We start from the raw sequence: 26,187 nt of genomic DNA on the forward strand, positions 1-26,187 counted from the left end.
GGGGGCACGCCCCGGCCGTGTGGCACCCTGGGGCATGGACCAGCATCGGCCAGTCGGGAGTGTGGAGGAGCGCGAGTGGGGCCGCACCCCCCAGGGCGAGGCGGTCACCCTCTACACGTTGAGCCTGCCGAGCGGCATTAAGGCCAGCCTGACCAACTATGGCGGCGTGCTCGTGCGCCTGCTGACCCCCGACCGCGACGGAAAGCTGGACGACATCGTGCTGGGGTACGACTCGCCAGAGCCTTACTTGGACCGCGCCACCGCCTCCTTTTTCGGTGCCCTGATCGGCCGCTTCGGCAACCGCATCGCCGGGGGCCGCTTTAGCCTGGACGGGCACGCCTACCAACTCGCCCGCAACAACGGCCCCAACGCCCTGCACGGCGGCGAGCGCGGTTTCGACCAACGGCTGTGGCAGGGCGAGGCGTCGGTGGGCGAGGACGGCCCCCAGGTCGTCTTCACCCGTGTGAGTCCCGACGGCGAGGAAGGCTATCCCAGCACCCTCAGCGTCCGGGTGACGTACGCCCTGCGGCCGGAAGGTGCCCTTCAAATCGACTACGAGGCGACGACCGACGCGCCCACGGTTCTCAACCTCACCAACCACAGCTACTGGAATCTGTCGGGCGACGCCCAACGCGACATCCTGGGCCACGAGCTGACCGTGGCGGCCGACCTATTCACCCCGGTGGACGAGACGCTGATTCCCACGGGCGAGCGCCGGGCGGTCGCGGGCACCCCCTTCGACTTTCGCACGGCCCAGCCCATCGGCGCACGGGTGGACGCCGACGACGAGCAACTCCGTTTCGCCGGGGGCTACGACCACAACTTCGTGCTGCGTGGGGGAGAGGGGCCAGCGGCCATGCTGCACGACCCGGTCAGCGGGCGGTGGCTCACCGTCCACACCGATCAGCCGGGAATGCAGTTTTACAGCGGCAACTTTCTGGACGGTTCGCTCGTCGGCAAGGGCGGGCGGCGCTACGGCCACCGCTGGGCGGTCTGCCTGGAAACCCAGCACTTCCCGGATTCGCCCAACCAGCCGGACTTCCCCTCCACGGTGCTGCGCCCCGGCGAGCGCTTCACGTCGCGGACCGTATACAGCTTCTTGGCGGACTAGACCTCATGCGGGCGGCAGCAGCACCTTGCCCTCCAGCGGCGTGCTCAGCACGATGGAGGTCGCGCAGGTAAAGCCCATCGCGATCAGCTCGCCCAGCAGCCCCTCCAGCGCGGCCACGTCAGGTACGGCGACCTTCAGGATGCAGGAGTTGTCGCCCGTGACCGAGTGGCACTCCAGCACGCCGTCGTGTTTCTTGGCCCAGCGGATCAGCGTGGGGTCATTGCGCCCGCTGTCCTGCACGCCGATAAAGGCGGTGATCGCCCGGCCCAGCGGCCCCGTGGCGACCCGGATGCCGTAGCCCAGGATCACGCCCGCGTCTTCCAGCCGCCGCACCCGCTCGGTCACCGCTGGGGCCGAGAGGCCCACGCGGCGGCCGAGTTCGCGCATGCTCAGGCGCGAGTCGGTTTGCAGTTCTCCGAGGATGCGGTGGTCAAGGGGATCAAGCGGGCCGCCGTGCTGCTTCATGAGGTCATCTTAACGTTTGCCAGGTCGGACATGGCGTTTGTCAGTTTGGTGTGGGCGGCCGAGGCTGCGTCAGCCGTTCCACGCGCCTTCCAAACCGTCTTTGGGGGCGTCAGACTTTTGGGGACCGCACTCACGTTTCATCACCCCCAGGAGGTCTCATGCCCAGTCCCACTCCCCTGCACCCGCAGGCGACCGTCCGGTCCCAGCAGATGCTGCCCCGCAACCACCGCGCCCCCAAGTGGGCGGACGTGCCCGACGAGCAGTGGTACGACTGGAAATGGCAGCTCAAGAACCGCATCAACTCCGTCGAGGAACTTGAAGAGGTCATCCGCCTCACCGAGTCCGAGCGGGCGGGGGCCAGCGCCAAGGGCATCTTCCGGCTGGACATCACGCCGTACTTCGCCTCGCTGATGGACCCGGAGGACCCCACCTGCCCGGTGCGGCGTCAGGTCATCCCCACCCACCACGAACTCGAACCCTTCACCGCAATGATGGAAGACTCGCTCGCCGAAGACAAGCACAGCCCCGTGCCCGGCCTGGTCCACCGCTACCCCGACCGGGTGCTGATGCTGGTGACGACCCAGTGCGCGAGTTATTGCCGCTACTGCACCCGCTCGCGCATCGTGGGGGACCCCAGCGAAACCTTCAATCCCGCCGAGTACGAGGCGCAACTGAACTACCTGCGGAACACGCCCCAGGTGCGCGACGTGCTCCTCTCGGGCGGCGATCCGCTGACCCTCGCGCCCAAGGTGCTGGGCCGCCTGCTCTCCGAGCTGCGGAAAATCGAGCACATCGAGATCATCCGCATCGGCACCCGCGTGCCCGTGTTCATGCCCATGCGCGTGACCCAGGAATTGTGCGACGTGCTGGCGGAGAATCACCCGCTGTGGATGAACATCCACGTCAACCACCCCAAGGAGATCACGCCGGAAGTCGCAGAGGCGTGCGACCGCCTGACGCGGGCGGGGGTGCCCCTGGGCAACCAGAGCGTGCTGCTGCGTGGGGTGAACGACCACCCGGTGATCATGCAAAAGCTGCTGCGCGAACTCGTCAAGATTCGCGTGCGGCCGTACTACATCTACCAGTGCGACCTCGTACACGGGGCGGGGCACCTGCGGACCACCGTGAGCAAGGGCCTGGAGATCATGGAGAGCCTGCGCGGGCACACCTCGGGCTACTCGGTGCCCACCTATGTGGTGGACGCACCCGGCGGCGGCGGCAAGATTCCGGTCGCGCCGAACTACGTGCTCTCGCACTCGCCGGAAAAGCTGATTCTCCGTAACTTCGAGGGCTATATCGCCGCCTATTCCGAGCCGACCGACTACACCGGCCCCGACATGGCGGTGCCCGAGGACTGGCAGCGTAAGGAGCCCGGCCAGAGCGGCATCTACGGCCTGATGGAAGGCGAGCGCATCTCCATCGAACCCAAGGAATTCAGCGAGAGCCGCAACCGCCCCGGCGCGACCCAGCACCGCCTGAACAGCCGCGAGGACAAGTGGGCGGCGTATGGGGTCGGGGGTGCGGGTGCAGTCACCGACACCGCCCCCGACGGCATGGTGCAGACGCCTTACCCGGTAGAGGGCGAAGCGCAGACCGTCGGCGGCGACTGAACGGCCCCACCCCTCCCCAGAGGCCGGGTTTACTCCGGCCTCCTTGCTGCCCCCGAAGGAGTCCCCATGACCACTGCCACCCAGCCCCGCCAGCCCCTCCTCAAGACCGCCCTCCCCGGCCCCAAGACGAAGGCCATCATGGAGCGCGATTCTCAGCACCTCTCGACCTCCTACATGCGCCCCTACCCTTTTGTGCCCGACCACGGCGAGGGCGTGTGGCTCACCGACGTGGACGGCAACACCATGCTCGACTTCTTCGCGGGCATCGCGGTGAGCACGACCGGGCACGCGCACCCGCATGTCGTGAAGGCCGTGCAGGAGCAGATCACCAGGTTTGCCCACGTCTGCCTGACCGACTACCCGCAGGAGATCACCACCAGCCTCGCCGAGCGGCTCGTCGCGCACATCGAGCGGCCGGGCGAGAAGTGGCGCGTCTTTTTCGGCAACTCCGGCGCGGAGGCGGTCGAGGCGGCGGTCAAGCTGGCCCGCAACCACACTGGGCGCACCCACATCATCTCGACGCTGGGCAGCTTCCACGGCCGCACCTACGGGGCGATCACGCTGACCGGGTCCAAGACGAAGTACAAGCGCGGCTTCGGCCCGCTGCTACCCAATGTCAGCCACGTCCCCTACCCCAACCCCTTCCGCCCGCCACTGGGCAGCACGCCCGAGACTTGCGGGCAAGCGGTCCTCGACCATATCGAACTGCTGTTCAGCACCGTTATTCCCGCCGACGAGGTCGCGGCCATCATCATTGAGCCCATGCAGGGCGAGGGCGGATACATCGTGCCGCCCGCCGACTTCCTGCCGGGGCTGCGGGCGCTGTGCGACAAGTACGGGATCATGCTGATCTTCGACGAGGTGCAGGCCGGGATGGGCCGCTCCGGGAAGATGTTCTCCTTTCAGCACTTCGCTGTGCAGCCCGACATCGTGACGCTGGCAAAGGGTATCGCCTCGGGCCTGCCCATTTCCGCGATGCTGGCGAAGGAAAGCGTGATGACGTGGCCGGTCGGCTCGCACGGCTCCACCTTCGGCGGCAACCCGGTCGCGGCGGCGGCGGCGCACGCCACGCTCGACCTGCTCGAAGGCGTGGTGAAGCACCCCGGCTGCGGCGAGAGCCTGATGGACAATGCCCGCGAGGTCGGCGGCTATATTCTCGCTGAACTGCGGAAAATGCAGGCCGAGTTCGGGTTCCTGGGCGACGTGCGCGGCGAGGGCCTGTTTATCGGGCTGGAGTTCGTCAAGCCGGATGGCTCGCCCGACGGGGCGCTGCGCGACCGCGCCAGCATGGCGATGTTCGAAAAGGGCCTGCTCAACCTCGACTGCGGTGAGGCCGTGATCCGCATCAGCCCGCCCCTGATCCTGACCCGCGAGGACGCGGAAACGGGCCTGAAGATCATGCGGGAGGCGCTGGCCGCCCTGTAAACCCTGGCACCCCGAGGCTGGGCCGTGGAGAGAGGTTCTCTACGGCCCGCCTTTCATGGTCGCGTGTTACGCTGTCATCAGAAAGGAGCGCTGCCCATGACCCTGACGGACTCGCCGCTGAAAATCGCCGATCCCCTGCGTACCGGCTACGCCGCCGAGGTCGTGGCGAACGCTTTTCTGGAGCTGGCACGGGCCGAGGGCCGGACCCTCACGCAGATGCAGGTGCACAAGCTGGTGTTTATCGCCCACGGGTGGACGCTGGCGCTGCTGGGGCGGCCGCTGATCTACAACACGGTCCATGCCTGGCAACACGGCCCCATCGTGCGGCGGCTGTGGGACCACTGGGGCGGGCGGGGCCGCGCTCCCATCGCGGAGCCGCTGGCCGTGTCTGCCGGTGAACCCGACCTGAATGATGATCCGGCGGCGCTGGAGGTCATTCGCAGCGTGTGGGCCACCTACGGTCAGATGAGCGGCGAGGAACTCTCGCGCCTGACCCACCTGGAGGGCAGTCCCTGGCGGCAGGTCTTCGGCCACGCGACCGACCTGATTCCCAATGAGGTCACCCGCGAGTACTACACGGCGCTCGCCCGCAGCGCCTGAGCCGGGGGCGGGCGCATGACCAAGCCCCCGAACCCCGAGTTCCTGACCCCCCTGAGTGCCATTCAGGCCCGCGTCGAGGGCGGCCTGGAAACCGAGCGCCGCCAGCGGGCGGACGAGGACTACCTGCGGCAGCGCCAAGCCCTCACCCTGCGGGAGGTCCGGGCACAGCAGCGGTGGCGCGGGTGGGCGGGCTTCGCCGTGTTCGCGCTGGCGACCGCGTGGCTGATCGCGGACGTGGTCCTGACCCTGGCGGTGGGCTGGGGCACGTTGGGGGGCCGCCCTTTCTGGTTGGAACCGGGCGTGATCATCGCCTTTCTGACCACCAGCACGGCGACCGTGATCGGCCTGTTCCTGGTCTTCTTGCGCTGGCTCTATCCGCAGGAGCCCGTGCGCGAGAGCGAGGTGGTCGTCACCCAGAGCCGCGAGAGCCGGGGGCGGTAGCCCGGCGCGGCCTACGCCGTCTGCCGCAGGTGCCGCAGCACGTCCGCCGCGTGGCTCATGGGGTTGACCGTGCGCCAGTGGTGGGCAACCTGGCCTTCCGGGTCGATCAGGAAGGTCTGCCGCCCCGCCAGCCCCACCAGCCCGCCCAGGCCGCCCATCACCCCGTAGGCGCGGCTCAGGGCGCGGTCGCCGTCGGGAAATCAGGGGAAAGGACAGGTCGCAACTGTCGCGGAACCGGGCCTGCCGCGCCTCGGTGTCGGTGCTCACGCCGATGACGGCAGCGTTCAGGCGCTCGAACTCGGGCAGGGCGGCCTCGAACCGCTGGGCCTCGACCGAGCAGCCGGGCGAACTCGCGCGGGGGTAGAAGTACAGCACCACCCAGCGGCCCCGCAGGTCCGCGAGCCGGACGGGCTGGCCGTCGTCGCTGCGGGTGTCGAAGTCGGGGGCGGGCTGGCCGACGCGGGGAGACATGCCCCCGATTGTAGCGGGCACCCCGCGAGTGGCCGGTGATAGACCGTGCTCCTCGCCCCTACAATGCGCCCGTGTGCTCCTGCCCTTTCCGTCCTGGTTGCAGTTTGGTCGGCCTGTGCGGCCGGACCGACGCGGACGGCCCAGCGGCGTGCGGCCGCGCCGATCCGGGGCAGCGGCGCGAGTGGGCCTGGGGACCGGAGGGGGCGTGAGGCTGCCCCCGGCGCTGGGCCGTCCGCTTCAGCCCTTCGCCGGGCAGACGGTCGTGGTGGGGGTCTCGGGCGGGGCCGACAGTGTGGCGCTCTTGCGGGCGCTGGTGCTGGCGGGGGCGCGGCCCGCCGTGGCCCACCTCGACCACGCCCTGCGCGAGGACTCGGCCCAGGACGCGGCCTGGGTGGAGGCGCTGGCGGGGCGACTCGGGGTGCCGTTTCGCGGAACGCGGGTGGACGTGGGCGCGGTCGCCGCCCGGCGCGGCTGGAACCTGGAGGACGCGGCCCGCCGGGTGCGCTACGAGTTCCTGTCGCGCACGGCGAAGGCGGTGGGGGCTTCGGCCATCCTGACCGCCCACACCCGCCGCGACCAGGCCGAGACGGTGCTGCTGGAGCTGCTGCGCGGCGAGGCGGTCCTGGGCGGCATCCCCCCGGTGCGGGGCCGCGTCCACCGCCCCTGGCTGGACCTTCCCCGTGCCGACGTGGAAGCCTTCCTGCGCTCGCTAGGCCAGGACTGGCACGAGGACCCCACCAACGCCGACCTCACCCGGACGCGGGCGTGGCTGCGCGGGGAGGTCGTGCCTCTCCTGACCGCCCGCTTTCCCGGCCTGGAATCCGCGCTGGACCGTCTCGCCCGGCTGTCGCGCGAGGATGACGCGGCACTGGACGACCTCGCCGCCCGGCTGACCGGGCACGCGCCCCGGACCCGGCAGCCCGCCGCTGTGCTACGCCGCCACGTGGCGCGGGCGCTGGAGGACGCGGGTTTTCCCTACCACGCTGAACACGTCGAAGTCCTGGCCGCCGCGCTGGGGGCGGGGGAGACGGCCCACGTCACCCTGCCCGGCGGCCGGGACGTGACTGCGACGGGGGAGCGGCTGCACCTGCGCCCGCTGTCGTGGCCCGGCCCCGATTTCATGCCCCCACCCGGCTGGACCCTGCGCCCCCGGCAGCCCGGCGACCGGATGCGCCTGCCCGGAGGCACCCGCCTGCTCAGCGACGTGCTCACCGACGCGAAGGTGCCCCGCCCCGAGCGCGACCGCGTGCCCCTCTTGGCGGTGGGCGGCGAGGTGCAGTGGGTCGGCCTGCATCCTCCCCTGTGGGCGGTGGGGGCACGAGAGGCGGCGGGCGTCCCTGAGGACCCCCTCCACGCGGCGATGGGCGAGGCCCTCGCGCTGGCGGGCGAGGCAGCGCGGCACGGCGAGGTCCCCGTGGGGGCGGTCGTCCTGGGGCCGGATGGCACGGTTGTCGGTCGGGGCCGCAACACCAGCCGCGAGCACGGCGACATGACCCGCCACGCCGAACTGGGGGCGCTGCGGAAGGCGACGGCCACCCTGGGCACCCCCTACCTCACGGCCTGCACCCTGGTCGTGACGCTGGAGCCGTGCCCGATGTGCCTGGGGGCGGCGCTGGAGGCGCGGGTGGGCCGGATCGTGTACGGGGCGGCCAACCGGGGGGCCGGGGCGCTGGGCGGTGTCAGCGACCTGCTGGCGCACCACTGGGGCCACCGCCCGGAGGTGACAGGCGGCGTGCGGGCGGGGGAGGCGGCGCGGCTGCTGCGCCAGAGTTTTCGGGCGGTGCGTCGGCGGGAGCCGGAGAAGCGCGGCTCCTGAGCCTCACTCCCCGCCGCAGCCCCCGCCCCCGTCGAAGCCGCTGTCGGTACTGCACCCGCTCGCAGTGTCCCAGATCAGGAATGTGGCGGCGGTGCCGTCGGAGCTGGGAGAGGATGAACGGCGGCTCGCCCCCGAAGTCCCTTTGCCCGAGAACAGCAGCAGCAGCGCGGCGAGGGCGACGACCCCACCCGCCACCCAGCTCCAGGCCAGTCCGAGAACGACGAAGGCGACGGCGACCAGCGACAGCCTGAGCACGGGGTGAACTCGCATACAGCCTCCAGAGCAGGAGAGAAGGGCGTAGGGACGCCTCCAGTCTCGACGTTCCGTGTCAGCCCTTGGTCACGAAAGGGGCCGGAGCTGCTGCCCGGCCTCCCTTCCGCACCCGCCCTTACACCTCCAGCGGCACGTCCACCCCGAGTTCGGCCAGCACGGTGCGGATGGCGGCCGTGTCCATTCCGGCGCGGGCGTGGACGCTCTCCACCGTCGCGTGCTCCTGAAACTCGTCGGGAAGGCCCAGCACCCGCACGGGCACGCGCAGGCCCATCCCGTTCAGCGCTTCCAGCACCGCGCTTCCGAACCCGCCCACGACCGTGTTGTCCTCCACGGTGATCAGCGCCCGCGCCTTGGCGGCCACCTCGCGCAGCATCGCCCCGTCGAGCGGCTTGACGAAGCGGGCATTGACCACGCCCACGCCGGGCAGGCCCTCGGCGGCCTTGCGGGCGTAGTCCAGCGCCTTGCCCCCGGCCAGAATCACCACGTCGTCGCCCTCCCGCACGCGCTCCCAGGTGCCCCACTCCAGCTCGGGCCAGGTGCCCTCGGGCACGCGCCCCACGTTGCCGCGCGGGTAGCGGATGGCGAAGGGGCCGGGATGCTCCTGGGCGTACTTCAGCATGCCGCGCAACTCGGCGGCGTCCTTGGGAAGCCCGATGCGGACCCCCGGAATCGAGCGCAGGTAGCTCAGGTCGAAGACCCCGTTGTGGGTGGCCCCATCTGCCCCCACGATGCCCGCCCGGTCGATGGCGAAGGTCACGTTCAGGTTCTCCAGCGCCACGTCGTGCAGTACCTGGTCATAGGCCCGTTGCAGGAAGGTCGAGTAGATCGCCACGACCGGCCGCATCCCCTGCAGGGCCAGGCCCGCCGCCGCCGTGACGGCCACGTCCTCCGCGATGCCCACGTCGAGGTAGCGGTGCGGGTGAACCTGGCTGTAGCGCACCAGCCCGCTGCCCTCGCGCATGGCGGGCGTGACCACGAAGGTGCGAGGGTCCTGGGCGGCCAGCTCGGTCACCGCGTCCCCGAAGGCGCTGCTCCACGAGTAGGCGTTGCTGGGGGCATATTCCCCGGTCGCGGGGTCGAACTTGGCGGGGCCGTGCCAGAAGATGGGGTCGGCCTCGGCATAGCTCAGGCCCTTGCCCTTCTTGGTGACCACATGCAGCAGCGTGGGGCCGTCGAGGTCCACGAGGTGTTCGAGCAGCCACACGAGTTCCTGCACGTTGTGCCCGTCCACCGGGCCGACGTAGCGCAGGCCCATCGCCGCGAAGGGGTTCACGCTGGCGGGGTCGAAAAAGTGCCGGGTAGAACTCTTGGCACGGCTCATCAGGTCGGCCAGCGGCTTGCTCAGGGCCTCCACGGCCTTTTTGCCCGCGCCTTCCCCCTCCTGGAACCACTTCTGGACCTGCAGGCCGCGCATGAACTTGTTGATGGCCCCCACGTTCTCCGAGATGCTCATCTCGTTGTCGTTCAGGACGATCAGCATGGGCCGCCCCAGGTCGCCGATGGTGTTCAGCGCGGCCAGGGCCATCCCGCCCGTGAGACTGCCGTCCCCGATCACGGCGGCGATGCGGTGCTTTTGCCCCTGCGCGTCGCGGGCGAGCGCCATGCCCAGGGCGTTGGCGAGGCTGGTGCTCGCGTGCCCCACCGTGATCGCGTCGTGCTCGGACTCGCTGACCTTGGTAAACCCGCTCAGGCCCCCCTCCTTTTTCAGGGTGGGCATCTGTGCCCGGCGCCCGGTGAGCATCTTGTGGGCGTAGGCCTGGTGCCCCACGTCAAAGAGGATGCGGTCGCGCGGCGAGTCGAGGACGTAGTGCAGCGCCACGATCAGGTCGGTGGCTCCCAGCGAGGAGGCGAGGTGCAGCCCCCCCACCGAGCAGACTCGCACGATCTCGTCTCGCAACTCGGCGGAAAGCTGCGGCAGGTCCTCGCGGCCCAGCCGCTTGAGATCCTGCGGGCTGTGGATGCGGTCAAGCAGGGGAGTCTGCGGGTCAGTCATGGGACGCCTCCTGGCGAGTGGGCACGGGACCGGTCATGGCCCCACGGTAGTGGGTGGGGACGATCACGGCTTCCCCCCAAAGTTGCGGGCGGTCAGCAGCAGGCCCTCCGGTGTGCGGACCTCACCCACGAAGGGCGCGAACCAGAGCTGCTGCACCTGCGGCGAGAACAGGCCCCCCACGTCGTCCCCGATCTGCCGGGTCACCACCCAGACCTCGGAGGTTCCGGCGGGGGTGCTGACCCGGCGGCGGTCCTGCACGTCGTAGCGGTAGCGCAAGGTGCCCTGGGCCTGCACCTTGCCGTCGTCCCCGGTCAGGGTCACGCGGCTTTGCCCCTCCCAACTCAGGCCCACCCGCCACGCGCCCTCGGCGGGGGCCTCCAGCCACGCGGGGTCGAGGCGCACGCTGACGCCGGGTTTGCGAAAGCCCAGCAGCCGCACGCCCTCGGCGCCGATCTGCCGGAACCACGTCTGTTGGGCGCCGCGCCCGGTCAGCTCGAAGGCCAGCGCCGTCTGCCCGGCGAACACGGTCGGCCCCAGCGCCCGCAGGGTGTAGGGCTGCCCGCCCGCCGCCTCGCCCTCAGGCTGGTAGCTCCAGCTCAGGCCCGTCTCCAGCGGGTAAAAGGAAACGCGGCTCACCGGCGTGCTCGACGCCACGGGCGCCCCCTGCGCCTGCGGGGTCGCGGCGGGAGCGCAGCCCGCCAGCAGGGCCGCCCCCAGCAGTGGCGGAGCGAGGAACCTTCGGAACTGGCCGGACATGGTGGACAGGGTAAGGCGGAGCATCTCCTCCATTCTGTCAGCCATCATGAAGTTGCGCTGATTTTTGGAGACTCTGGGCTTTCTCCGGTGAGGTTCTGCATCTTCCCTGTCTCCCTGAGTGCTCCCTGCATGAAGGCCATGGCCTCCCTCGTCAGAGTGGGGGTGCCTCACCCCGTTCTGCAAGCAGCTCTGCGAATCTCCCAGGGAGAAGGCTTTGTTCACCCCTCTCCCACGGGGAGACTGGTACAGCCGCTTGCGGAGGGGCCTCGCGCAGCGAGGGGGTGAGGGGCCTCCCCGTCAAACGCTTCAAGAAGCCAAAAAGGGGACACCCCTACGGTGCCCCCTCCCAGATCGTCCGGCCTCAGCTCTGGCTGCCGCCCTGCCCCGAGCTGTTCTGGCCCCCCTGCACCCGGGCCTTGAGCGCGGCGAAGGCGTCGTCGAGTTCGCGGTCGCGCCCCAAGTCCGCGAGCTGGGCGTCGAGGTCGCCCTCCTGCCGCAGCTGGGTCATGGCCTGGTTGCGGTCTTCCATCTGAAGGACCTTGCGCTCCATGTCCTCGAAGGCGTCCATCGCCCCGCCCGCCTTGCCGAAGCCGCTGACGCGCTCCAGGGTGGCCCCCGCCTGCGCGGTCTTCTGCCGGGCGGCGAGCAGCGACTTGCGCGACTCCATCTCGTCGATCTTGGCTTCCAGCGCCCGGAGCTGGGTCTTGAGCTGGTCCACGGTGGCCGTCTGGGTGCCGACCTGCTCCTCGAACCCCTTGGCGAGGTCCTTATGGTTCTGCGAGCGGCGCAGGGCCTCACGGGCCAGCTCCTCGTTTCCGGCCCGCAGCGCTTCTTCGGCCTTCTTCTCGTACTCCTCGGCAAGTTTGCGGTTGGTGCCCGACTCGCGGGTCAGGCGGGCGTTCTGGCTCATCGCGTCGGCGACCTCGGTGCGGGCCTCGGCGTATGCGGAGCGCATGTCGAGCAGCGCCTGGTCGATGATCTTGGCGGGGTCCTCGGCGCGGCTGATCAGGTCGTTGACGTTGGCGCGGAGCAGGCGGGACAGACGGTCGAGAATGCTCATGGGTGGTTCCTCCTTGCGGTCATGATTACGCAGGGGGGGCGGCGCGGGTTGCGACCGTGCCGAAGCCTCAAGGGGACGTGAAGTGCTGGATGAAGGTGAAGATGCAAAGAAAAAGGGAGGTCAGCCGGATCGCTGCCTCCCCAGGGAGTGGGGCCGAACTCAGAAGACGATGGGGCGCAGGCCCACGCTGGCCGTGCCGCAGGCGACCGTCACGTTGCTGCCCGCCGGGGTAAAGGTGCAGCCCAACGCCCGCAGACCTGCGAGCGGGAAAATCAGGTTGCGACCGTCGGTGGCGGGCACCAGCGGCAGCTGCACGGTCCCCGAGCCGAGCTGCGCGGGCTTCTGGCCCACCGTCACGGTGAGGGGGTCGGTCCCGCTGCGGGCCAGCCGGAACTTGCCGCCTCCCAGTGAGGTCACGTTGACCACGCCCACAAGGTCGCTGCCCAGCACGTAGGGCTCGCCCTTGACGACGCCTGCCGGGGTCGCGGGGCGGGGAGCGGCCGCCGTGGCCGTCGCCTGCGCGGCGTCGACGACCAGCAGCGTCTCGGTCGTGGACAGGGGCGCCATCAGCAGGTAGGCGGCCACCGGCCCGTTGGCCGTGCCCGACACCAGCAGTGAGCTGGCCTGGCTGTTCGCGGGAGTCTTCCAGTCGCCCAGGGCGCGGGCGCCGAGCTTACCGCGCACGAGCGCCCGTGCAGAGGCGGGCGAGGTCTTGACGTACAGGCACACCGCCGCCGCGCTCACCTTGAGGCTGCCGGGGCAGCTCACGATCTGGCCCTTCACGGCGCCGCTGATCTCCACGGCGAGGCTGCTCGCGGCGCGGGCGGTCGCGGCCGAAACCGTGGCCCTGGGAGCCGCGGCAGGGGTGGCGGGAGCCGTCTGCGCGGCGGCGAGGCTGAGAAACCCGCTGAAACCAAGGCCCAGCAGGGCAGCACTGGAGAGTTGACGCATGAACGGCATCTTAGCGGCGGACCATGAGCCGTTCACCCCGCTGCCCACATGAAGGCGTCAGCTTCTTCATGAACAGGCGGTGCCGGCGTGCGTTCCGCCGGGCGGGGGGCCTCGGGTACACTCGGGGCCGTGTCTGCCTTTCGCCTGCTGCTGTTGCTGCTGGGTCTGCTCGTCGGGTGGGGGGCCGGGCAGCTCCTCGCCGCGAGTACCGGGGATGACGGAACCGCCTGGGTCAACACCCTCAGCCTGATGCTGGCCGGTGCGCTCGCCGCCCTGCTGCTCGCGCCCCGCGCCGAGCGCACCGCCGCCCGGCTGTGGGACCGGTTGACCCGCTGGTACGGGGGCCTCTCGCCCCGGCGGGTGGCGGCAGCGACCTTTGGGCTGATGGTCGCGCTGCTGCTCAGCGTGCTGCTGGGACCGCTGGTGCGCTCGCTGCCGTTCTATGCCTGGCCGCTGAGCCTGCTGGTGACCGCCGTGCTGGCCGCCTTTTTCGTGCCGTTCGCGGTGCGGCACGCGGATGCGTTCGGCTTTCTGGACGTGGCCCCGGTGCGGCGGCGCACCGGCGGCAAGATTCTGGACTCCAACGTGATTATCGACGGGCGGGTGCTGGACCTGGCCCGCAGCGGCTTTCTGGAGGGCGAGGTGATCGTGCCCGGCTTCGTGCTGCGCGAGCTGCAACTGCTCGCCGACAGCCAGGATGCCCAGAAGCGCATGCGCGGCAAGCGGGCGCTGACCCTGCTTGAGGACCTGCGCTCGGTACGTCCCCTGCGGGTCGAGGACTGGGACGACCCCGCGCTGCCCACCGTGGACGACAAGCTGGTGCGCCTCGCCCGCGAGACGGGGGCGAACCTGCTGAGCAACGACGCCAACCTCGCCCGCGTCGCCCGGCTGCACGGGGTGGAGGTACTGAGCCTGCACACGCTCGCGCTGGCGCTGCGGCCCCAGGTGCAGGCGGGGGACGTGCTCACCATCACTGTCACCAAGGGCGGTCAGCAGCCCGGCCAGGGGGTCGGGTATCTGGAGGACGGCACGATGGTCGTCGTCGAGGGCGGTATCAAGCTGCGCGGCAAGCCCGCCCGCGTGCAGGTCGTGAACAACGTCCAGACCGGGGCGGGACGCATGATCTTTGCTCGCCCGGAGGACGCGGGGGCGGCCTGACCCGCCCGCACAAGGCGACCGCATTGCCCCGCACCCGGCTGGCGACAATACTGGGAGCATGGACCCCGCGCCCGGCCCCGATGCGCCGCCTCCCGCCCTGCCGCCTTCTGCCCGTCGGGCCAAGCGGCGGCGCAAGGAGGACCCGCTGGGCCTGATCGCCCTCCTGATCCCGATTTTTGTGCTGAGTCAGGTCTTCTCGCGGGGCAACCCACTGCCGGGGCTGGCGGTGCTGCTGCTGGTGGCACTCACGCTGCTGCTGCTGTTCGGCAACCCCCGCACGGGCGCGAACCTGCGGGCCGTCTTCGCCCGGCCCCAAGCGGCGGCGGTGCTCGCCCTGATGATTCCGGCGGTGGCGGTCAGCGGTGTGTTCGGCGGGCCGTGGCTGATGCTGGCGGTACTGTCGCTCGCCTTCGTGGCGCTGGGGCTGGCGGCCTTCCGGGGGGCAGACCTCATTCACGAGGCTGGGCTGACTCCGGCCCCATCCATTCCCACGGTCCCTCAGCCTGCGCCCGCCGCTCTCCCCGCCCAACCCAGCGCCGAGGTGCTGCCCCAACTCGACGTGCGCGAGCTGTGCCGGGGTCTGCCGCCCGCGCTGGCGGGGGAGGTGCTGTCCACCGTCGACCACCTCGAAACCGTGGCGGTGCAGGCCCGCGAGGGGGGGGACACCCGCCGCGCCTTCGACGCCCGGCAGGGGCTGGGCGACTACCTTCCCGGCACCGTCCAGGCCTGGAAAGCCCAGCCCGAGGGCGAGCGCGACCCCGCCGAGCTCGAACGCGCCCTGGGACAGATTCGCCGCATCGCCGGGTCGGACACGTCCTCCCGCGAGAGCGCCCGCCGTGCCTGGGACACCCAGCAGCGCTTTCTGGAAGCCCGGACGGACAAGAATCACGGCGACCCCGAGTGACCGACCCTGGGTGACCCGGCCGGGGGCTTGAACCGGACGCAGCGTCAGCCCTTACGGTGGGGGCCGGAGGGAAGCGGTGAAACTCAGAATCGGTGAACTTGCCCGCCGCAGCGGCGTCACGGTGCGGACCCTGCGCCACTACGACCAGATCGGCCTGTTGCGCCCCGGCGAGCGCACCGACGGCGACCACCGCCTCTACTCCGGGCGCGAGGTGCGGACCCTGCACCAGATTCAGTCCCTGCGGACGCTGGGGCTGTCGCTGGACCAGATTCGCGGGGCGCTGCACGACCCGGCCCACGACCCCGCTGCGGTGCTGGCCGCCCAGATTCGCCTGCTCGAAGAGCGGCTGGAGCGCGAGCGGACGCTGCTGGAGCGCCTGAAACGCCTGGACCCGCGCGGGGCGACCTGGGCCGAACTTCTGGAGGTGATTCGAATGAACGAGAAGGTGGAGAAGATGATGGACACGGCCCGTCAGGTGGGCGAGCAGCCCAAGTTCGACGACGAGCAGATGCGGTATCTGGAGGAACGCCGCGAGGCCGTCGGCGAGACTCGGATCAAAGAAGTCGAGGCCGAGTGGCCGCAACTCATGGCCGAGGTGCTGCGCGAGATGGAGGCCGGAACGCCGACGAACGACCCCCGCGTCCTCGACCTCGCCCGGCGCTGGCAGGGGCTGGTCGCCGAGTTCACGGGTGGGCGGCAGGATATCGGCGGCACGCTCAGCGAGTCCTACCAGCAGCACATGACCCCCGAGATGCAGGCGATGTGGAACTACATCGGGGAGGCGATGGGGCACCTGAAGTAGGCGCACAGACCCCTCCCCCCGCTGCTGACGCGGCGCCCCTCTCCCCTCAGGGTTTCCCGACCCCTCTACCAGGGGGAGAGGGGCCTCGCGCAGCGAGGGGGTGAGGGGTCTTTCCCCCAAGACGCTGGAAGCGGCGGCCCGCACAGGTGGGCCGCCGCTCCGCTGTGCGTCGCTCAGTCCTTGACGAGCTCGACTCCCGCCAGTTCGTCCACCGGCAGGCCCCACTCGTTCATCGCGGCGATGAAGGGGTCGGGGTCAAATTCCTCGACGTTGTAGACGCCGGGCTTCATCCACGTCCCCCGCAGCATCAGCATCGCGCCGATCATGGCGGGCACGCCCGTCGTGTAGGAGATGCCCTGCGCCTGCACTTCCTTGTACGTCTCGGCGTGGTCGGTGACGTTGTAGACAAAGTGGACGCTGGGCTCGCCGTCCTTGCCGATCCCCTTGGCCTGCACGCCGATGCAGGTCTGCCCGGTGTAGTTCGCGGCCAGCGACTCGGGCGCGGGCAGCACGGCCTTCAGGAACTCAATCGGGGCGATCTTCTGGCCCCGGAAGTCGATGGGCTCGATGGAGGTCATGCCGATGCCCTCCAGCACGTTCAGGTGCTTGATGTACTGCTCCCCGAAGGTCATCCAGAACCGCGCCCGGCGGATGGTCGGGAAGTTCACGACCAGCGACTCGAGTTCCTCGTGGTAGAGGACGTAACTCTTGCGGGTCGCCACGTTGGGGTAATAGATGTCCTGGCTGATCTCCAGCGGCTCGGTTTCCACCCACTCGCCGTTTTCCCAGTAGCGGCCATTGGCGGTGATCTCGCGGATGTTGATTTCCGGGTTGAAGTTGGTGGCAAAGGCCTTGCCGTGGCTGCCGTTGTTGCAGTCCACGATGTCGAGGTAGTGAATCTCGGAGAAGTGGTGCTTGGCGTGGTAGGCGGTAAACACGTTGGTCGCGCCGGGGTCGAAGCCGCAGCCCAGCAGCGCCATTAGCCCGGCCTGCTCGAAGCGCTCGCGGTAGGCCCACTGCCAGGAATACTCGAACTTCGCCACGTCCCTCGGCTCGTAGTTCGCCGTGTCGAGGTAGTGCACGCCCGTCTCCAGGCAGGCGTCCATGATCGTGAGGTCCTGGTAGGGGAGCGCCACGTTGATCACGAGTTCGGGGCCGAAGTCGCGGATCATGGCGGCGAGTTCGGGCACGTTGTCGGCGTCCACCGCCGCCGTAGTGAACTTCGTCTTGCTGCCGGGAAAGTGCTCGTGGATTTCCGCCACGATCTTGTCGCACTTGCTCACCGTGCGGCTGGCGAGCAGCACTTCCGTGAACACGCTGTCGTTCTGGGCGCACTTCTTGGCGACCACGTTGCCCACGCCACCCGCGCCGATAATCATGACCTTGCTCATCGGGGGTCAGTGTACCCGTTGGGGCCTGTGTACCCGCCCCCGGCTGCTAGCCTGCCTTCCGTATGCGGACCTTCGGCCTGATCCTGCTCGCTTTCGTGACTGGCGTGGGCCTGATGGTCGCTGCCCTGTCCTGGCAGGGCCGCGCCGCCCGCGAGTACGCGGCGGAGGCGGTGCGGGCCGCCGTTCGCGCAGGCATCACCCAGGAAACGCCCTGCGCCGCCGTGCTGAGGCGCGAGCCGCCCGCCACCGTGCAGAACTGCGTGGTGGGCGTGGAGGACGGCGAGCTGACCGCTACCGTCACGTTAGAAGGCGGGCGGGTGTCGGTGGCGCGGCCCTGAGCGCTCCCAGAACTATTGCCTGGCCCCAGATGGGGTACGGTCAGGGGATGTTGACTCTCCAGGGAACGTACCAGGTCGCGCCCAACAAGCGCCTCACCATCCTCGCCGAGCCCCAGGGCACGCACGCGCAGATGCCGCTGCTGCGGGACGACGCGCAGGCCCTCCGGGCCGCCTGCGAGGTGGGCGAGGGCCGCTGCGAGGTGCAGGTGCAGACCCAGCACGGCCCCATGCGCGGCACCCTGGTGGAAAAGCGCCCCCGCAAGTTCTCCATGTGGCAGTTTGAGGGTCACCTCGGTTTCGTGCCGCGTGACGAACGGGCCTGACCCAGAACCTCTGACTCAGGAACGCGCCCGAGGCTCCGTGCTCGGGCGCGTCTTTTCTCTCGGCTCACTCCGCGAGGTGGTCGTCCGGCTCGTCGCCTGCCTGCCCGCCCGCCTGCACCCAGGCGTCGGGAGGAGTCCCGGCGGCCCGGCGGGTCACATGCTGGCGCAGCGGCCCCATCAGGGTGGCGAGGTGGCTCAGGGTCACGGGCAGGGTTACCACGCCGCGCAGGTACAGCGGGTTGAGGCTGTGGGCGTCGGGACGCTGAACGTCCACCAGCAGGACGGTGAAGGTGCGGCCACCGCGCACGAACTGCACACGGTCGCTGGTGCCGGGTACCCAGCGCAGCGTGAGGGTACGGGGTGGGCCGGGAGGAGTCTGGCCTTTCGGGGACGTGGGCATCGGAACCTCGGCTTTCGGTGGGCGCTCGCCCCTCGCTGCCGCCTGGCGAGCAGGGGCGCCCCTCCGTGCAGCCTGACACGGGCAGATGATGGCCAGGTGCGGTGGGCGTTCCTTTCGGCCGCGCGGATGTGGTCTGCTGGTCCCATGACCACCCCTCTGGCTGACCTCTACCTCTCCGACGTGCGGACCCGGATGCGCGGCGTGAAGGCGCTGGGCGACGGGGCGCTCGCGCAACTCCGGCCCGGCGAGTGGCACACGGCCCTGTCGGACGGGGGCAATTCCGCCGCCATCCTTGTACATCACCTCGCGGGCAACATGCACTCACGCTGGGGTGGGCTGCGCGGGGGCTACGCGCCGGGCGTGGAGGGGGAGACGCCAGGCCGTGACCGCGACGCCGAATTTGAGGAAGGTGACCGGACGCCCGATGAGTTGCGGGCGGTGTGGGAGGGCGGCTGGACCGTCTTTCTGGACGCCCTCGACCATCTCCAGCCCGCCGACCTGACGGGCACGCTGACCATCCGGGGGGAGCCGCACACGGTGCTGGAGGCCATTCAGCGGCAGGTGGCCCACTACAGCGGCCACGTCTATCAGATCGTGCTGCTGGTCAAGACCCTGCGGGGCGCGGACTGGCAGACCCTCAGCATTCCGCGCGGCGGGTCGGCGGCGTATAACGCGCGGCTGGAAGCGGAACACCGCTGAGCGTCAGCGGTTGCTCTTGCGAAACAGCCCGCCCTGACCCGCCGCCGCGTCCCGCACCGCCTCCTCCATCAGGGTGACGATCTGCGACACGGGGAGGGTGAAGAAACCCGCCTCGCCCCGTGCATGGGCGGCCCGCCAAGTCTCGTACCCGCCGCCGTCGGCCGGGACGCCTTCCTCCAGCAATTCGGTCACGCTCTGGCGCACCTCGGCCTCGCGGATGGGCAGGTGGCCGATGGAGGTGGTCAGGCCGCTCTCGGTCAGCGGGCTGGGAATTCGCAGGCCCTGAAGCTGAATGTGCAGCAGAGCCTCGCCGCCCACGGTCTCGCGGCGCAGGACGACCAGGGTGGAGCCTTCCTCGCCGGGGCGGGTGCGGTAGGCCCAGCGCTGGCCGGGGGCAAAGGTGGGGGCAGGATCGGTCATGGTCCCAGGCTAGCCGACGCCCCCGCACCCCCACCACTGGGGCGCTAGCCTCCCTCCCATGAGTGGTGACGGCCTGCCCGAACGGTTTGACGTGATCGTCCATCCCGCCCGCGAACTGCGCGGCGAGGTGCGGGCGCAGCCCAGCAAGAACTACACGACCCGCTATCTGCTCGCGGCGGCGCTGGCCGGGGGCGAGACGCGGGTGGTGGGGGCCGCCACCAGCGAGGACGCGGGGGCACTGCTGGCCTGCCTGCGCGACTGGGGCGCGGGGGTAGGGCGGGTGGGGGAGGACGTGGTGGTGCGCGGCTTCGGGGCACACCCCCGGCCCGGCGTGACCCTCAACCCCGGCAACGCGGGCGCGGTGGCCCGGTTCCTGATGGGGGTGGCGGCGCTGACCACGGGCACCACCTTCGTCACCGACCATCCCGACTCGCTGGGACGGCGGCCCCAGGGCGACCTCCTCGCGGCGCTGGAGCGGTTGGGGGCACGGGTGACGAGCGTGGGCGGGCGCCTCCCCGTGACCATCTCCGGCCCGGTGCGTGGCGGCGCGGTGGAGGTGAGCGCCGAACGCTCCAGCCAGTACGCCTCCGCGCTGATGTTCCTGGGGCCGCTGCTGCCGGAGGGGTTGGACCTGCACCTCACGGGCGAGATCAAGAGCCACGCCCCGCTGCGGCAAACGCTGGACACGCTGGCGGCCTTCGGGATTCAGGCGACGGCCTCCGGCGACCTGCGCCGCGTTTCCATTCCCGGCGGGCAGGCGTACCGGGCGGGCCGGGTGCTGGTGCCGGGGGACTATCCGGGCAGCGCCGCCCTCCTCGCCGCCGCCGCCGCGTTGCCCGGCGAGGTGACGGTCACGAACCTGCGCGAGCACGACCTTCAGGGCGAGCGTGAGGCGCTGGACGTGCTGCGCGAGATGGGGGCCGACTTGACGCGGGAGGGCGACCGGGTCACAGTGCGCGGTGGGCGGCCCCTGCGGGCCGTGACCCGCGACGGCGACGGCTTCACCGACGCGGTGCAGGCCCTGACCGCCGCTGCGGCCTTTGCCGACGGCACGACGACCTGGGAGAACGTGGCGACCCTGCGCCTCAAGGAGTGCGACCGCATCAGCGACACCCGCCGCGAACTGGAGCGGCTGGGGCTGACCGTGAGCGAAACAGCCGACAGCCTTAGCGTGACGGGGACCGGGCGCATCGCCGGAAGCCTCACGGCTGACGGACATGGCGACCACCGCATGATCATGCTGCTGACCGTGCTGGGATTGAAAGCCGACGCGCCCATTCGCATCAGCGGGGCGCACCACATCCGCAAGAGCTACCCGGCCTTTTTCCGGCATCTGGAGGAGTTGGGAGCGCGGTTTGAATATGTGGAGGCCACGCGGAACTGACCGCCGTCACGGTGAGGCCTCACGCCCACGTGGTCTTCTGCCCCCATGCGAAACCGATTGCTGATGGCGGGCGTGCTGGCCCTCGCGGGTCTGGCGGGCGCCCAGACCCCCACGCTGAAGGCCCCGGACGGCTTCAAGGTCACTGTGTACGCGGACGGGTTCCAGCAGCCGCGCTTCATGGCGGTGGCCCCGAACGGCGACGTGTTTCTCTCGGACTCGCGGGCGGGGACGGTCGTGGTGCTGCCCGACCGGGACCGCAACGGGCGGGCGGACCGCCAGATCGTCTTCGCGTCGGGGCTGAACCGCCCGCACGGGCTGGCCTTCCACGGCGGCTTCCTGTACGTGGCGAACACGGACGGCGTGGTGCGCTTCCGGTACGCGGGCGGGCAGACGAAGGCGAGCGGGGCCGCGCAGCGTGTCGTCCCCTTGCCCCCCAACGGCGGCCACTGGACCCGCACGGTGGCGTTCGGTCCCGACGGGCGGATGTACGTGTCGGTCGGTTCCAACTGCAACGTCTGCGAGGAGACCGACGACCGCCGCGCCGCCGTGTGGGTCTACGACGCCGACGGCAAGAATGGTAAGCCCTACGCGACGGGCCTGCGCAACGCGGTCGGGCTGGAATGGTTCGGCGGCACCCTCTACGCGACCAACAACGGCCGCGACATGCTGGGCGACGACCTCCCGCCCGAGGGCTTTTACAAGCTCCGGGCGGGCGGCTTCTACGGCTGGCCCTATTGCTACACGGTGAAGGCAGGCCAGGCGCAAGTCTGGGACCGGGACTTCGGGCAGCGGTCGGCGCAGACGTGTCAGTCGGCCACCCCCGCCTTCGCCCTGACGACTGCGCATTCCGCGCCGTTGGGCCTCGCCTTCTACTCCGGCACTACCTTTCCGAATCAGTACCGGGGTCAGATGTTCGCCGCCCTGCACGGCTCGTGGAACCGCACGGAAAAGAGCGGGTACAAGGTCGTCACCGTGAACCCGCAGACCGGGCAGGTGCGTGACTTCCTGACCGGCTTCCTGCGCGGCGGCGAGGTGCTGGGCCGTCCGGTGGACCCGGTGGTGGCGCGGGACGGGGCGCTGCTGGTCACCGACGACGGCGAGGGGCGGGTCTGGCGGGTTCAGTACACCGGAAAGTAAATCCAGCTTCACACGTCCTCATTTCTTGCACATCACCCGGCCGGGGGGCGGTAGGCTGAGGGGAGCCGGGCTGCGTTGCCGTCTGGTCATCCCTGTCCGTCCCTGGAGGCCCCATGACGATGAACCGTCCCCTTTCTTCCGGCGAACGCGCCCTGATCTTTTTCGGCAACCTGTGCATTACCCCCCTGCTGGGCCTGATCCTGTACCTGGTCTGGAAGGACCAGTCCCCGCTCAAGGCCCAGCAGACCTGCACCCTCACGCTGATCTCGCTGGCCGTGTGGCTCGTGCTGTACGGGGCGCTGTTCGTCCTGGGCGTGCTGGGCAGCATCGTGGGGGGCAGCTAGGCTTTTCCCGTGCTGCTGGCCTGCCACGGCATTCCCGAACGCTGCTTCCGGGTGCGCGGGCGGCCCATGCGCATCTGCGCCCGCTGCACCGGCATCTACCTGGGCTACCTGGCGCTGGTGGGCTTCGCGTGGCAGTTCTGGCAGGAGGGCACGCTGCCCCGGCCGTGGCCCATGCTGCTGCTGCACCTGCCCCTGCTGGCCGACGGCTTGACCCAGGCGGCGGGTTGGCGGCAGAGCACCAACGCCCTGCGGCTGCTCACGGGGGTGCTGGCAGGGGTGGGACAGGTCGGCTTGCTGGCCTGGGCTGCCCTGAGCAGCGGGCGGTGGTTTGCCGGGGTGGTCCTGGGGTGACGCGCTCCCTGGGCAGAAGTTGCCCCCAGCCCACCCGCTCTCCGTACACTGACTCATGACCACCACCCTTCCGGCTGCTCCCGCGCCTGCCGCCGCGCCCCCCCGCGCGACCCCGGCGCAGAACCTCGTCACGCTGGGGCTGGGGTGGTGGCTGACCACGGGCATCTTCGTGGACGGCTGGGCGCACAACCGCTACGGCGAGAGCCTGGAGACCTTTTTCACTCCCTGGCACGCGCTGTTCTACTCGGGGTTTCTGGCCGTGGCGGCCTGGGTGCTGTGGCTGGGGTACCGGGGCTGGCGGTCGGGGCGGCGGGGCCTCGCTGCTTTCCCGGAGGGGTACGCCCTCGCCGCGCTGGGGGTGCCGATCTTCGGGCTGGGGGGGCTTGGGGACATGACCTGGCATACCGTCTTCGGGATTGAAGTCGGTATTGAGGCGCTGCTCTCGCCCACGCACCTGCTGCTGTTCGCGGGTGCGTCGTCCATCCTGGCGGCCCCGCTAGTGAGCAGTTGGCGGGTGCCCACGCCCCGCGCGGCCCCGGCGGGGGTGGTGTGGCCCGCTGTGCTGTCGGCCACGGCGCTGCTGAGCTTCACGTCCTTTATGCACATGTACCTGTGGGGCCTGCTCGCCGCCCCGCAGGGCCTGGGCTACGTGCAGACGCGCGGCGAGCTGAGCAGCATCCTCCTGACCGCCCTGATTCTGGCCGCGCCTCCCCTCCTGCTGTTGCGGCGCTTCCGGCTGCCTTTCGGGGCCATGACCCTGATGTACGGGCTGAACACCCTGCTGATGACCCTGATGCTGGTGCCCGGCGAGTGGCGCGTGCCCCTGCTGATGCTCGCCGCCGGGCTGGTGGCCGACGCGCTGCTGCTGCTGCTGAACCCATCCCCGGCGCGGCCTTGGGCGCTGCGGGCCTTTGCTTTTCTGCTGCCGCTGGCCGTGTGGGTACCGTACCTGGGCGGCCTGGTCGGGCTGGGCCTGACCAACCTCAGCCTGGAACTGTGGCTGGGCGTCGCGGTCATGGCCGGGCTGGGCGGCCTGGGCCTGAGTGCGCTGGTGGTGCCGCCGCCCGTGCCGGTGGAGGCGGGCGGCTGACCGCTGAAGGCTGATACCTTTCCCCCATGACCCCCCGCACGCCCGAGGAAGTCCGGGCCTTTTTCGACGCCCACCGCACCGTTCGCCAGTACGTGACCGGGGAGGACGGCTCGCCCCTTCCCATGCCAGAGGAGCATTTGGACGTGCTGCTCCATGCCGCCCAGCGGGCCCCGACCGACGCGACCGCGCAGCTCTATTCCTTCGTGCGGCTCGTCTCGCCGGAGGTGCGGGCGCGGGTGGCCGAATTGACCACGAACGCGCACGTTCAGACGGCTTCCGAGGCCTTCGTGGTCTGCCTGGACGTGCGGCGGGTGGGGCAATTGCTGCGGGTCGCCGGGCACGAGGTCGGGCACTGGCCCGCCATCGGGGTGCATTTCGGCATTGGAGACGCGGTGATGGCGGGGCAGAACCTGTTGACCGCCGCCGAGCTGCTGGGCTATCAGGGTTGCTGGATCGGCGGGGTGATGAACGGCCTAGAGGGGCTGCTGGACGTGCTGGCGTTACCGGAAGGAGTGCTGCCCTTCGCCGCCCTCACGGTGGGCCTCCCCGCCGAGACGCCGCCCCAGCGCCCGCGCGTGCCCCGGTCCCTCGTTGTCCACGAGGACCGCTACCGGGACGGCACCGACGAGGAGTTACGCGGGGCCATTGAGGTTATGAATCCCATTGCGGCGCGGGGAGACCAGCCCGGCGACTGGGCGCGGCTGCTGCGGGCGTACTGGGCACCGGGCGGTGGGATGGAGAAGCGCGAGCCTCACCTCGTTGCGGCGCTGAAGCGGCAGGGGCTGTGGGCGGGGGAGGAGGAAGGGGCGACCGTGCCTCCAGCCGAGGCTGCGCCTGCCCGCGAAGGGTGAGCGGCTAGATGGTGGGTGGGCTGGAACTGGCCGCCAGCCTGATGCTGGGATTGGCGCTCGTGGGGTTCCTGCTGACGTTTGTCCGGTGGATGCGGTCGGCGCCTCTGGGTCGGCTGAGGATGGTCTGGGGGCTGGCCGCCTCGGTTGCGGCGCTCACGCTCGTGATGCTGTGGTGGCACCTGCGAATACCGAATGCCGAGTGGCAGCTTCTCGTGAGTCCGGGGCCGCCCGTCTCCGTGCCGTTCGGGAAACGTACCTTCTCCGGTCTGTTCTGGGGGTCGCAGCTTTATCTGGCCGGAGTCGCGGGCGCCATCGTGTGGGCCACCCGGCCCCCGGCCATGCTGGAGCGGCTCAGCGTCGGGCAAGTCGGGATGCTGATGGGAATGGCGATTCTCACGTGTGTGGCCTGGTTCCTGCTGCTATGAGCCTTATGCTCCCTCCATGCCCCGCTCGCCGCTTGACCTCACCACCCTCGCCGCCCGTGCGGGGGAAGAAGCCCGGCCCTCCGGCTCCGTCCCGCTGGCTGAGCCCATCTACCAGTCCACCGTGTATGCCTTCCCCGACCTGGAAGCCCTGGAACGGGCGATGAGCGGCGAGGAGATCAACCCCTTCTATTACCGCAACGGCACCCCGAACGCGGGCACGCTGGAGCGGGCACTTGCGGCTCTGGAGGGGACCGAGGCCGCCCTCGTCGCCGCGAGCGGCATGGCGGCGATCAGCGCGGCGCTGCTGGGGGTCTTGCAATCGGGCGACCATGTGGTCGCGGACGCCCGTGTCTACGGGGTGAGTTACGCGCTGCTGGCCGAAGAACTCCCCCGGCTGGGCATCCACACCACCTTCGTGGACGCCTGCGACCTGGAGGCGGTGGAGGCGGCCTTCCGCCCGGAGACGCGGGTGCTGCACGTCGAGAGCCTCACCAATCCGCTGATGACGGTCCCCGACGTGCCCCGGCTGGCCGACCTCGCGCACGAGCGGGGAGCGGTCCTCAGCGTGGACAACACCTTCGCCAGCCCCGCCGTGTTCCGGCCCGCCGAGCATGGCGCCGACCTGGTGACCCACAGCGTCAGCAAGTACCTCAGCGGGCATTCCAATGCCTTCGGGGGCGTGGTGTGCGGGCGGGCGGACCTCGTGGCGGCGGCGCGGACGCGGTTGACCCGGCTGGGGGGCACCATGAGCGCCTTCGATGCGTGGATGACGCTCCAGGGCCTCAAGACGCTGGGCCTGCGGATGCGGGCGCACTCCGGCAACGCGCAGGCAGTGGCCGACGTGCTGGCGAACCACCCACGGGTCCGGGCCGTGTACCATCCCGGCCTGTCGGATCACCCGCAGTTCCACCGGGCGATGGAGCTGTACCCGAACGGCTTCGGCGGGATGCTGAGTGCGGACATAGACGACGCTCCCGCCTTCGTCCGGGCGCTCGCGGGCCGGATTCCCTTGGCCCCCAGCCTCGCGGACGTGGTGACCACCCTGTCGTGGCCCTGGGGCACCTCGCACCGGGCGCTGCCGGAAGCCGAGCGCCGCCGTCTGGGCATCACGCCGGGGCTGCTGCGCCTGAGCATCGGCATCGAGGACATCGGCGACCTGCTGGGCGAACTGGAGGAGGCGCTGGAGGGCTGAGGGCGG

General features: G+C 70.4%; 29 protein-coding genes and 1 pseudogene. 20 read left to right on the plus strand and 10 right to left on the minus strand.

Annotated features, from left to right (window positions below):
• Positions 1-34 precede the first annotated feature (34 nt).
• Positions 35-1,111: an aldose epimerase family protein gene (locus tag F8S09_RS01430; RefSeq protein WP_152868312.1), complete on the plus strand. Its 1,077-nt coding sequence runs from the start codon at positions 35-37 to the stop codon at positions 1,109-1,111.
• Between the two features lie 3 nt (positions 1,112-1,114).
• On the opposite strand, the gene F8S09_RS01435 is transcribed toward F8S09_RS01430, so the two are convergent.
• Positions 1,115-1,576, minus strand: a complete 462-nt coding sequence (locus tag F8S09_RS01435) for an Lrp/AsnC family transcriptional regulator (RefSeq protein ID WP_152868314.1) — start codon at positions 1,574-1,576, stop codon at positions 1,115-1,117.
• A 158-nt stretch (positions 1,577-1,734) separates the two neighbouring features.
• On the opposite strand from F8S09_RS01435, the gene kamA reads away from it, so the two are divergent.
• The 4 genes from kamA to F8S09_RS17845 all read left to right on the plus strand — a co-directional run bounded on the left by kamA (position 1,735) and on the right by F8S09_RS17845 (position 5,652).
• A complete protein-coding gene (gene kamA / locus F8S09_RS01440; RefSeq protein WP_152868316.1) occupies positions 1,735-3,186 on the plus strand; it encodes a lysine 2,3-aminomutase in 1,452 nt (483 codons plus the stop codon).
• A 66-nt stretch (positions 3,187-3,252) separates the two neighbouring features.
• The gene (locus F8S09_RS01445; RefSeq protein ID WP_152868318.1) at positions 3,253-4,611 is read left to right on the plus strand and encodes an acetyl ornithine aminotransferase family protein; all 1,359 of its coding nucleotides are present in this window, start codon (positions 3,253-3,255) and stop codon (positions 4,609-4,611) included.
• A 96-nt stretch (positions 4,612-4,707) separates the two neighbouring features.
• Positions 4,708-5,211: a Panacea domain-containing protein gene (locus F8S09_RS01450; RefSeq protein WP_227978425.1), complete on the plus strand. Its 504-nt coding sequence runs from the start codon at positions 4,708-4,710 to the stop codon at positions 5,209-5,211.
• A 15-nt stretch (positions 5,212-5,226) separates the two neighbouring features.
• On the plus strand, positions 5,227-5,652 hold the full coding sequence (locus tag F8S09_RS17845; RefSeq protein ID WP_227978426.1) for a hypothetical protein: 426 nt from the start codon (positions 5,227-5,229) through the stop codon (positions 5,650-5,652).
• A gap of 11 nt (positions 5,653-5,663) precedes the next feature.
• On the opposite strand, the pseudogene F8S09_RS01460 reads toward F8S09_RS17845, so the two are convergent.
• A pseudogene (locus F8S09_RS01460) lies at positions 5,664-6,123 on the minus strand (peroxiredoxin).
• Positions 6,124-6,328: 205 nt separating this feature from the next.
• On the opposite strand from F8S09_RS01460, the gene tilS reads away from it, so the two are divergent.
• Positions 6,329-7,939, plus strand: coding sequence for a tRNA lysidine(34) synthetase TilS (tilS, locus tag F8S09_RS01465; protein WP_322618419.1), 1,611 nt, complete (start codon positions 6,329-6,331; stop codon positions 7,937-7,939).
• Between the two features lie 3 nt (positions 7,940-7,942).
• Here tilS and F8S09_RS01470 read toward each other — a convergent pair whose 3' ends face one another.
• From F8S09_RS01470 to F8S09_RS01490, 5 genes are all read right to left on the minus strand, one after another.
• A complete protein-coding gene (locus F8S09_RS01470) occupies positions 7,943-8,209 on the minus strand; it encodes a hypothetical protein (protein ID WP_152868322.1) in 267 nt (88 codons plus the stop codon).
• A 118-nt stretch (positions 8,210-8,327) separates the two neighbouring features.
• Entirely contained in the window at positions 8,328-10,205 is a 1,878-nt protein-coding gene (gene dxs, locus F8S09_RS01475; protein WP_152868324.1) for a 1-deoxy-D-xylulose-5-phosphate synthase, read from the minus strand.
• Positions 10,206-10,268: 63 nt separating this feature from the next.
• Positions 10,269-10,985 (minus strand): hypothetical protein, encoded by a 717-nt coding sequence (locus tag F8S09_RS01480; RefSeq protein ID WP_227978427.1) that lies wholly within the window; start codon positions 10,983-10,985, stop codon positions 10,269-10,271.
• Between the two features lie 337 nt (positions 10,986-11,322).
• Complete coding sequence (locus tag F8S09_RS01485; RefSeq protein ID WP_152868326.1) at positions 11,323-12,021, minus strand: PspA/IM30 family protein; 699 nt, start codon at positions 12,019-12,021, stop codon at positions 11,323-11,325.
• Positions 12,022-12,180: 159 nt separating this feature from the next.
• Positions 12,181-12,972, minus strand: coding sequence for a hypothetical protein (locus F8S09_RS01490; RefSeq protein ID WP_152868328.1), 792 nt, complete (start codon positions 12,970-12,972; stop codon positions 12,181-12,183).
• 129 nt (positions 12,973-13,101) lie between these two features.
• Here F8S09_RS01490 and F8S09_RS01495 point away from each other — a divergent pair, with 129 nt between their 5' ends.
• The 3 genes from F8S09_RS01495 (at position 13,102) to F8S09_RS18240 (ending at position 15,836) form a co-directional block, all read left to right on the plus strand.
• Positions 13,102-14,130: a PIN/TRAM domain-containing protein gene (locus F8S09_RS01495; protein WP_322618420.1), complete on the plus strand. Its 1,029-nt coding sequence runs from the start codon at positions 13,102-13,104 to the stop codon at positions 14,128-14,130.
• Positions 14,131-14,188: 58 nt separating this feature from the next.
• Complete coding sequence (locus F8S09_RS01500; RefSeq protein ID WP_152868330.1) at positions 14,189-15,034, plus strand: hypothetical protein; 846 nt, start codon at positions 14,189-14,191, stop codon at positions 15,032-15,034.
• A 76-nt stretch (positions 15,035-15,110) separates the two neighbouring features.
• Positions 15,111-15,836 (plus strand): MerR family transcriptional regulator, encoded by a 726-nt coding sequence (locus F8S09_RS18240; protein WP_152868332.1) that lies wholly within the window; start codon positions 15,111-15,113, stop codon positions 15,834-15,836.
• Between the two features lie 173 nt (positions 15,837-16,009).
• Here F8S09_RS18240 and F8S09_RS01510 read toward each other — a convergent pair whose 3' ends face one another.
• On the minus strand, positions 16,010-17,227 hold the full coding sequence (locus F8S09_RS01510) for a saccharopine dehydrogenase family protein (RefSeq protein ID WP_152868334.1): 1,218 nt from the start codon (positions 17,225-17,227) through the stop codon (positions 16,010-16,012).
• 62 nt (positions 17,228-17,289) lie between these two features.
• Between F8S09_RS01510 and F8S09_RS01515 the strand changes: the two genes are divergently transcribed.
• Positions 17,290-17,565: a hypothetical protein gene (locus F8S09_RS01515; RefSeq protein ID WP_152868336.1), complete on the plus strand. Its 276-nt coding sequence runs from the start codon at positions 17,290-17,292 to the stop codon at positions 17,563-17,565.
• Positions 17,566-17,612: 47 nt separating this feature from the next.
• Positions 17,613-17,888 (plus strand): hypothetical protein, encoded by a 276-nt coding sequence (locus F8S09_RS01520; RefSeq protein WP_152868338.1) that lies wholly within the window; start codon positions 17,613-17,615, stop codon positions 17,886-17,888.
• 64 nt (positions 17,889-17,952) lie between these two features.
• On the opposite strand, the gene F8S09_RS01525 is transcribed toward F8S09_RS01520, so the two are convergent.
• A complete protein-coding gene (locus tag F8S09_RS01525; protein ID WP_227978428.1) occupies positions 17,953-18,288 on the minus strand; it encodes a hypothetical protein in 336 nt (111 codons plus the stop codon).
• 144 nt (positions 18,289-18,432) lie between these two features.
• Between F8S09_RS01525 and F8S09_RS01530 the strand changes: the two genes are divergently transcribed.
• Entirely contained in the window at positions 18,433-18,987 is a 555-nt protein-coding gene (locus tag F8S09_RS01530) for a DUF1572 family protein (RefSeq protein ID WP_152868340.1), read from the plus strand.
• A 3-nt stretch (positions 18,988-18,990) separates the two neighbouring features.
• Here the strand turns inward: F8S09_RS01530 and F8S09_RS01535 are convergent, their stop codons facing one another.
• Positions 18,991-19,407 carry a hypothetical protein gene (locus F8S09_RS01535; protein ID WP_152868342.1) on the minus strand — a complete coding sequence of 139 codons (417 nt, stop codon included), beginning with the start codon at positions 19,405-19,407 and terminating at the stop codon, positions 18,991-18,993.
• A gap of 58 nt (positions 19,408-19,465) precedes the next feature.
• On the opposite strand from F8S09_RS01535, the gene aroA reads away from it, so the two are divergent.
• The 8 genes from aroA (at position 19,466) to F8S09_RS01575 (ending at position 26,181) form a co-directional block, all read left to right on the plus strand.
• Positions 19,466-20,791, plus strand: coding sequence for a 3-phosphoshikimate 1-carboxyvinyltransferase (gene aroA, locus F8S09_RS01540; RefSeq protein WP_152868344.1), 1,326 nt, complete (start codon positions 19,466-19,468; stop codon positions 20,789-20,791).
• Between the two features lie 45 nt (positions 20,792-20,836).
• Positions 20,837-21,928 (plus strand): PQQ-dependent sugar dehydrogenase, encoded by a 1,092-nt coding sequence (locus F8S09_RS01545; RefSeq protein WP_152868346.1) that lies wholly within the window; start codon positions 20,837-20,839, stop codon positions 21,926-21,928.
• Between the two features lie 113 nt (positions 21,929-22,041).
• The gene (locus tag F8S09_RS01550; RefSeq protein WP_152868348.1) at positions 22,042-22,272 is read left to right on the plus strand and encodes a hypothetical protein; all 231 of its coding nucleotides are present in this window, start codon (positions 22,042-22,044) and stop codon (positions 22,270-22,272) included.
• A gap of 9 nt (positions 22,273-22,281) precedes the next feature.
• On the plus strand, positions 22,282-22,623 hold the full coding sequence (locus F8S09_RS01555) for a DUF2085 domain-containing protein (RefSeq protein WP_152868350.1): 342 nt from the start codon (positions 22,282-22,284) through the stop codon (positions 22,621-22,623).
• A gap of 55 nt (positions 22,624-22,678) precedes the next feature.
• Entirely contained in the window at positions 22,679-23,713 is a 1,035-nt protein-coding gene (locus F8S09_RS01560; protein ID WP_152868352.1) for a hypothetical protein, read from the plus strand.
• Between the two features lie 26 nt (positions 23,714-23,739).
• Complete coding sequence (locus F8S09_RS01565) at positions 23,740-24,564, plus strand: nitroreductase family protein (RefSeq protein ID WP_152868354.1); 825 nt, start codon at positions 23,740-23,742, stop codon at positions 24,562-24,564.
• Between the two features lie 8 nt (positions 24,565-24,572).
• On the plus strand, positions 24,573-24,989 hold the full coding sequence (locus F8S09_RS01570; RefSeq protein ID WP_152868356.1) for a hypothetical protein: 417 nt from the start codon (positions 24,573-24,575) through the stop codon (positions 24,987-24,989).
• Positions 24,990-25,005: 16 nt separating this feature from the next.
• Positions 25,006-26,181 carry a trans-sulfuration enzyme family protein gene (locus F8S09_RS01575; protein WP_152868358.1) on the plus strand — a complete coding sequence of 392 codons (1,176 nt, stop codon included), beginning with the start codon at positions 25,006-25,008 and terminating at the stop codon, positions 26,179-26,181.
• Positions 26,182-26,187 lie beyond the last annotated feature (6 nt).

Source organism: Deinococcus terrestris (assembly GCF_009377345.1).
Classification (GTDB): Bacteria; Deinococcota; Deinococci; order Deinococcales; family Deinococcaceae; genus Deinococcus; species Deinococcus terrestris.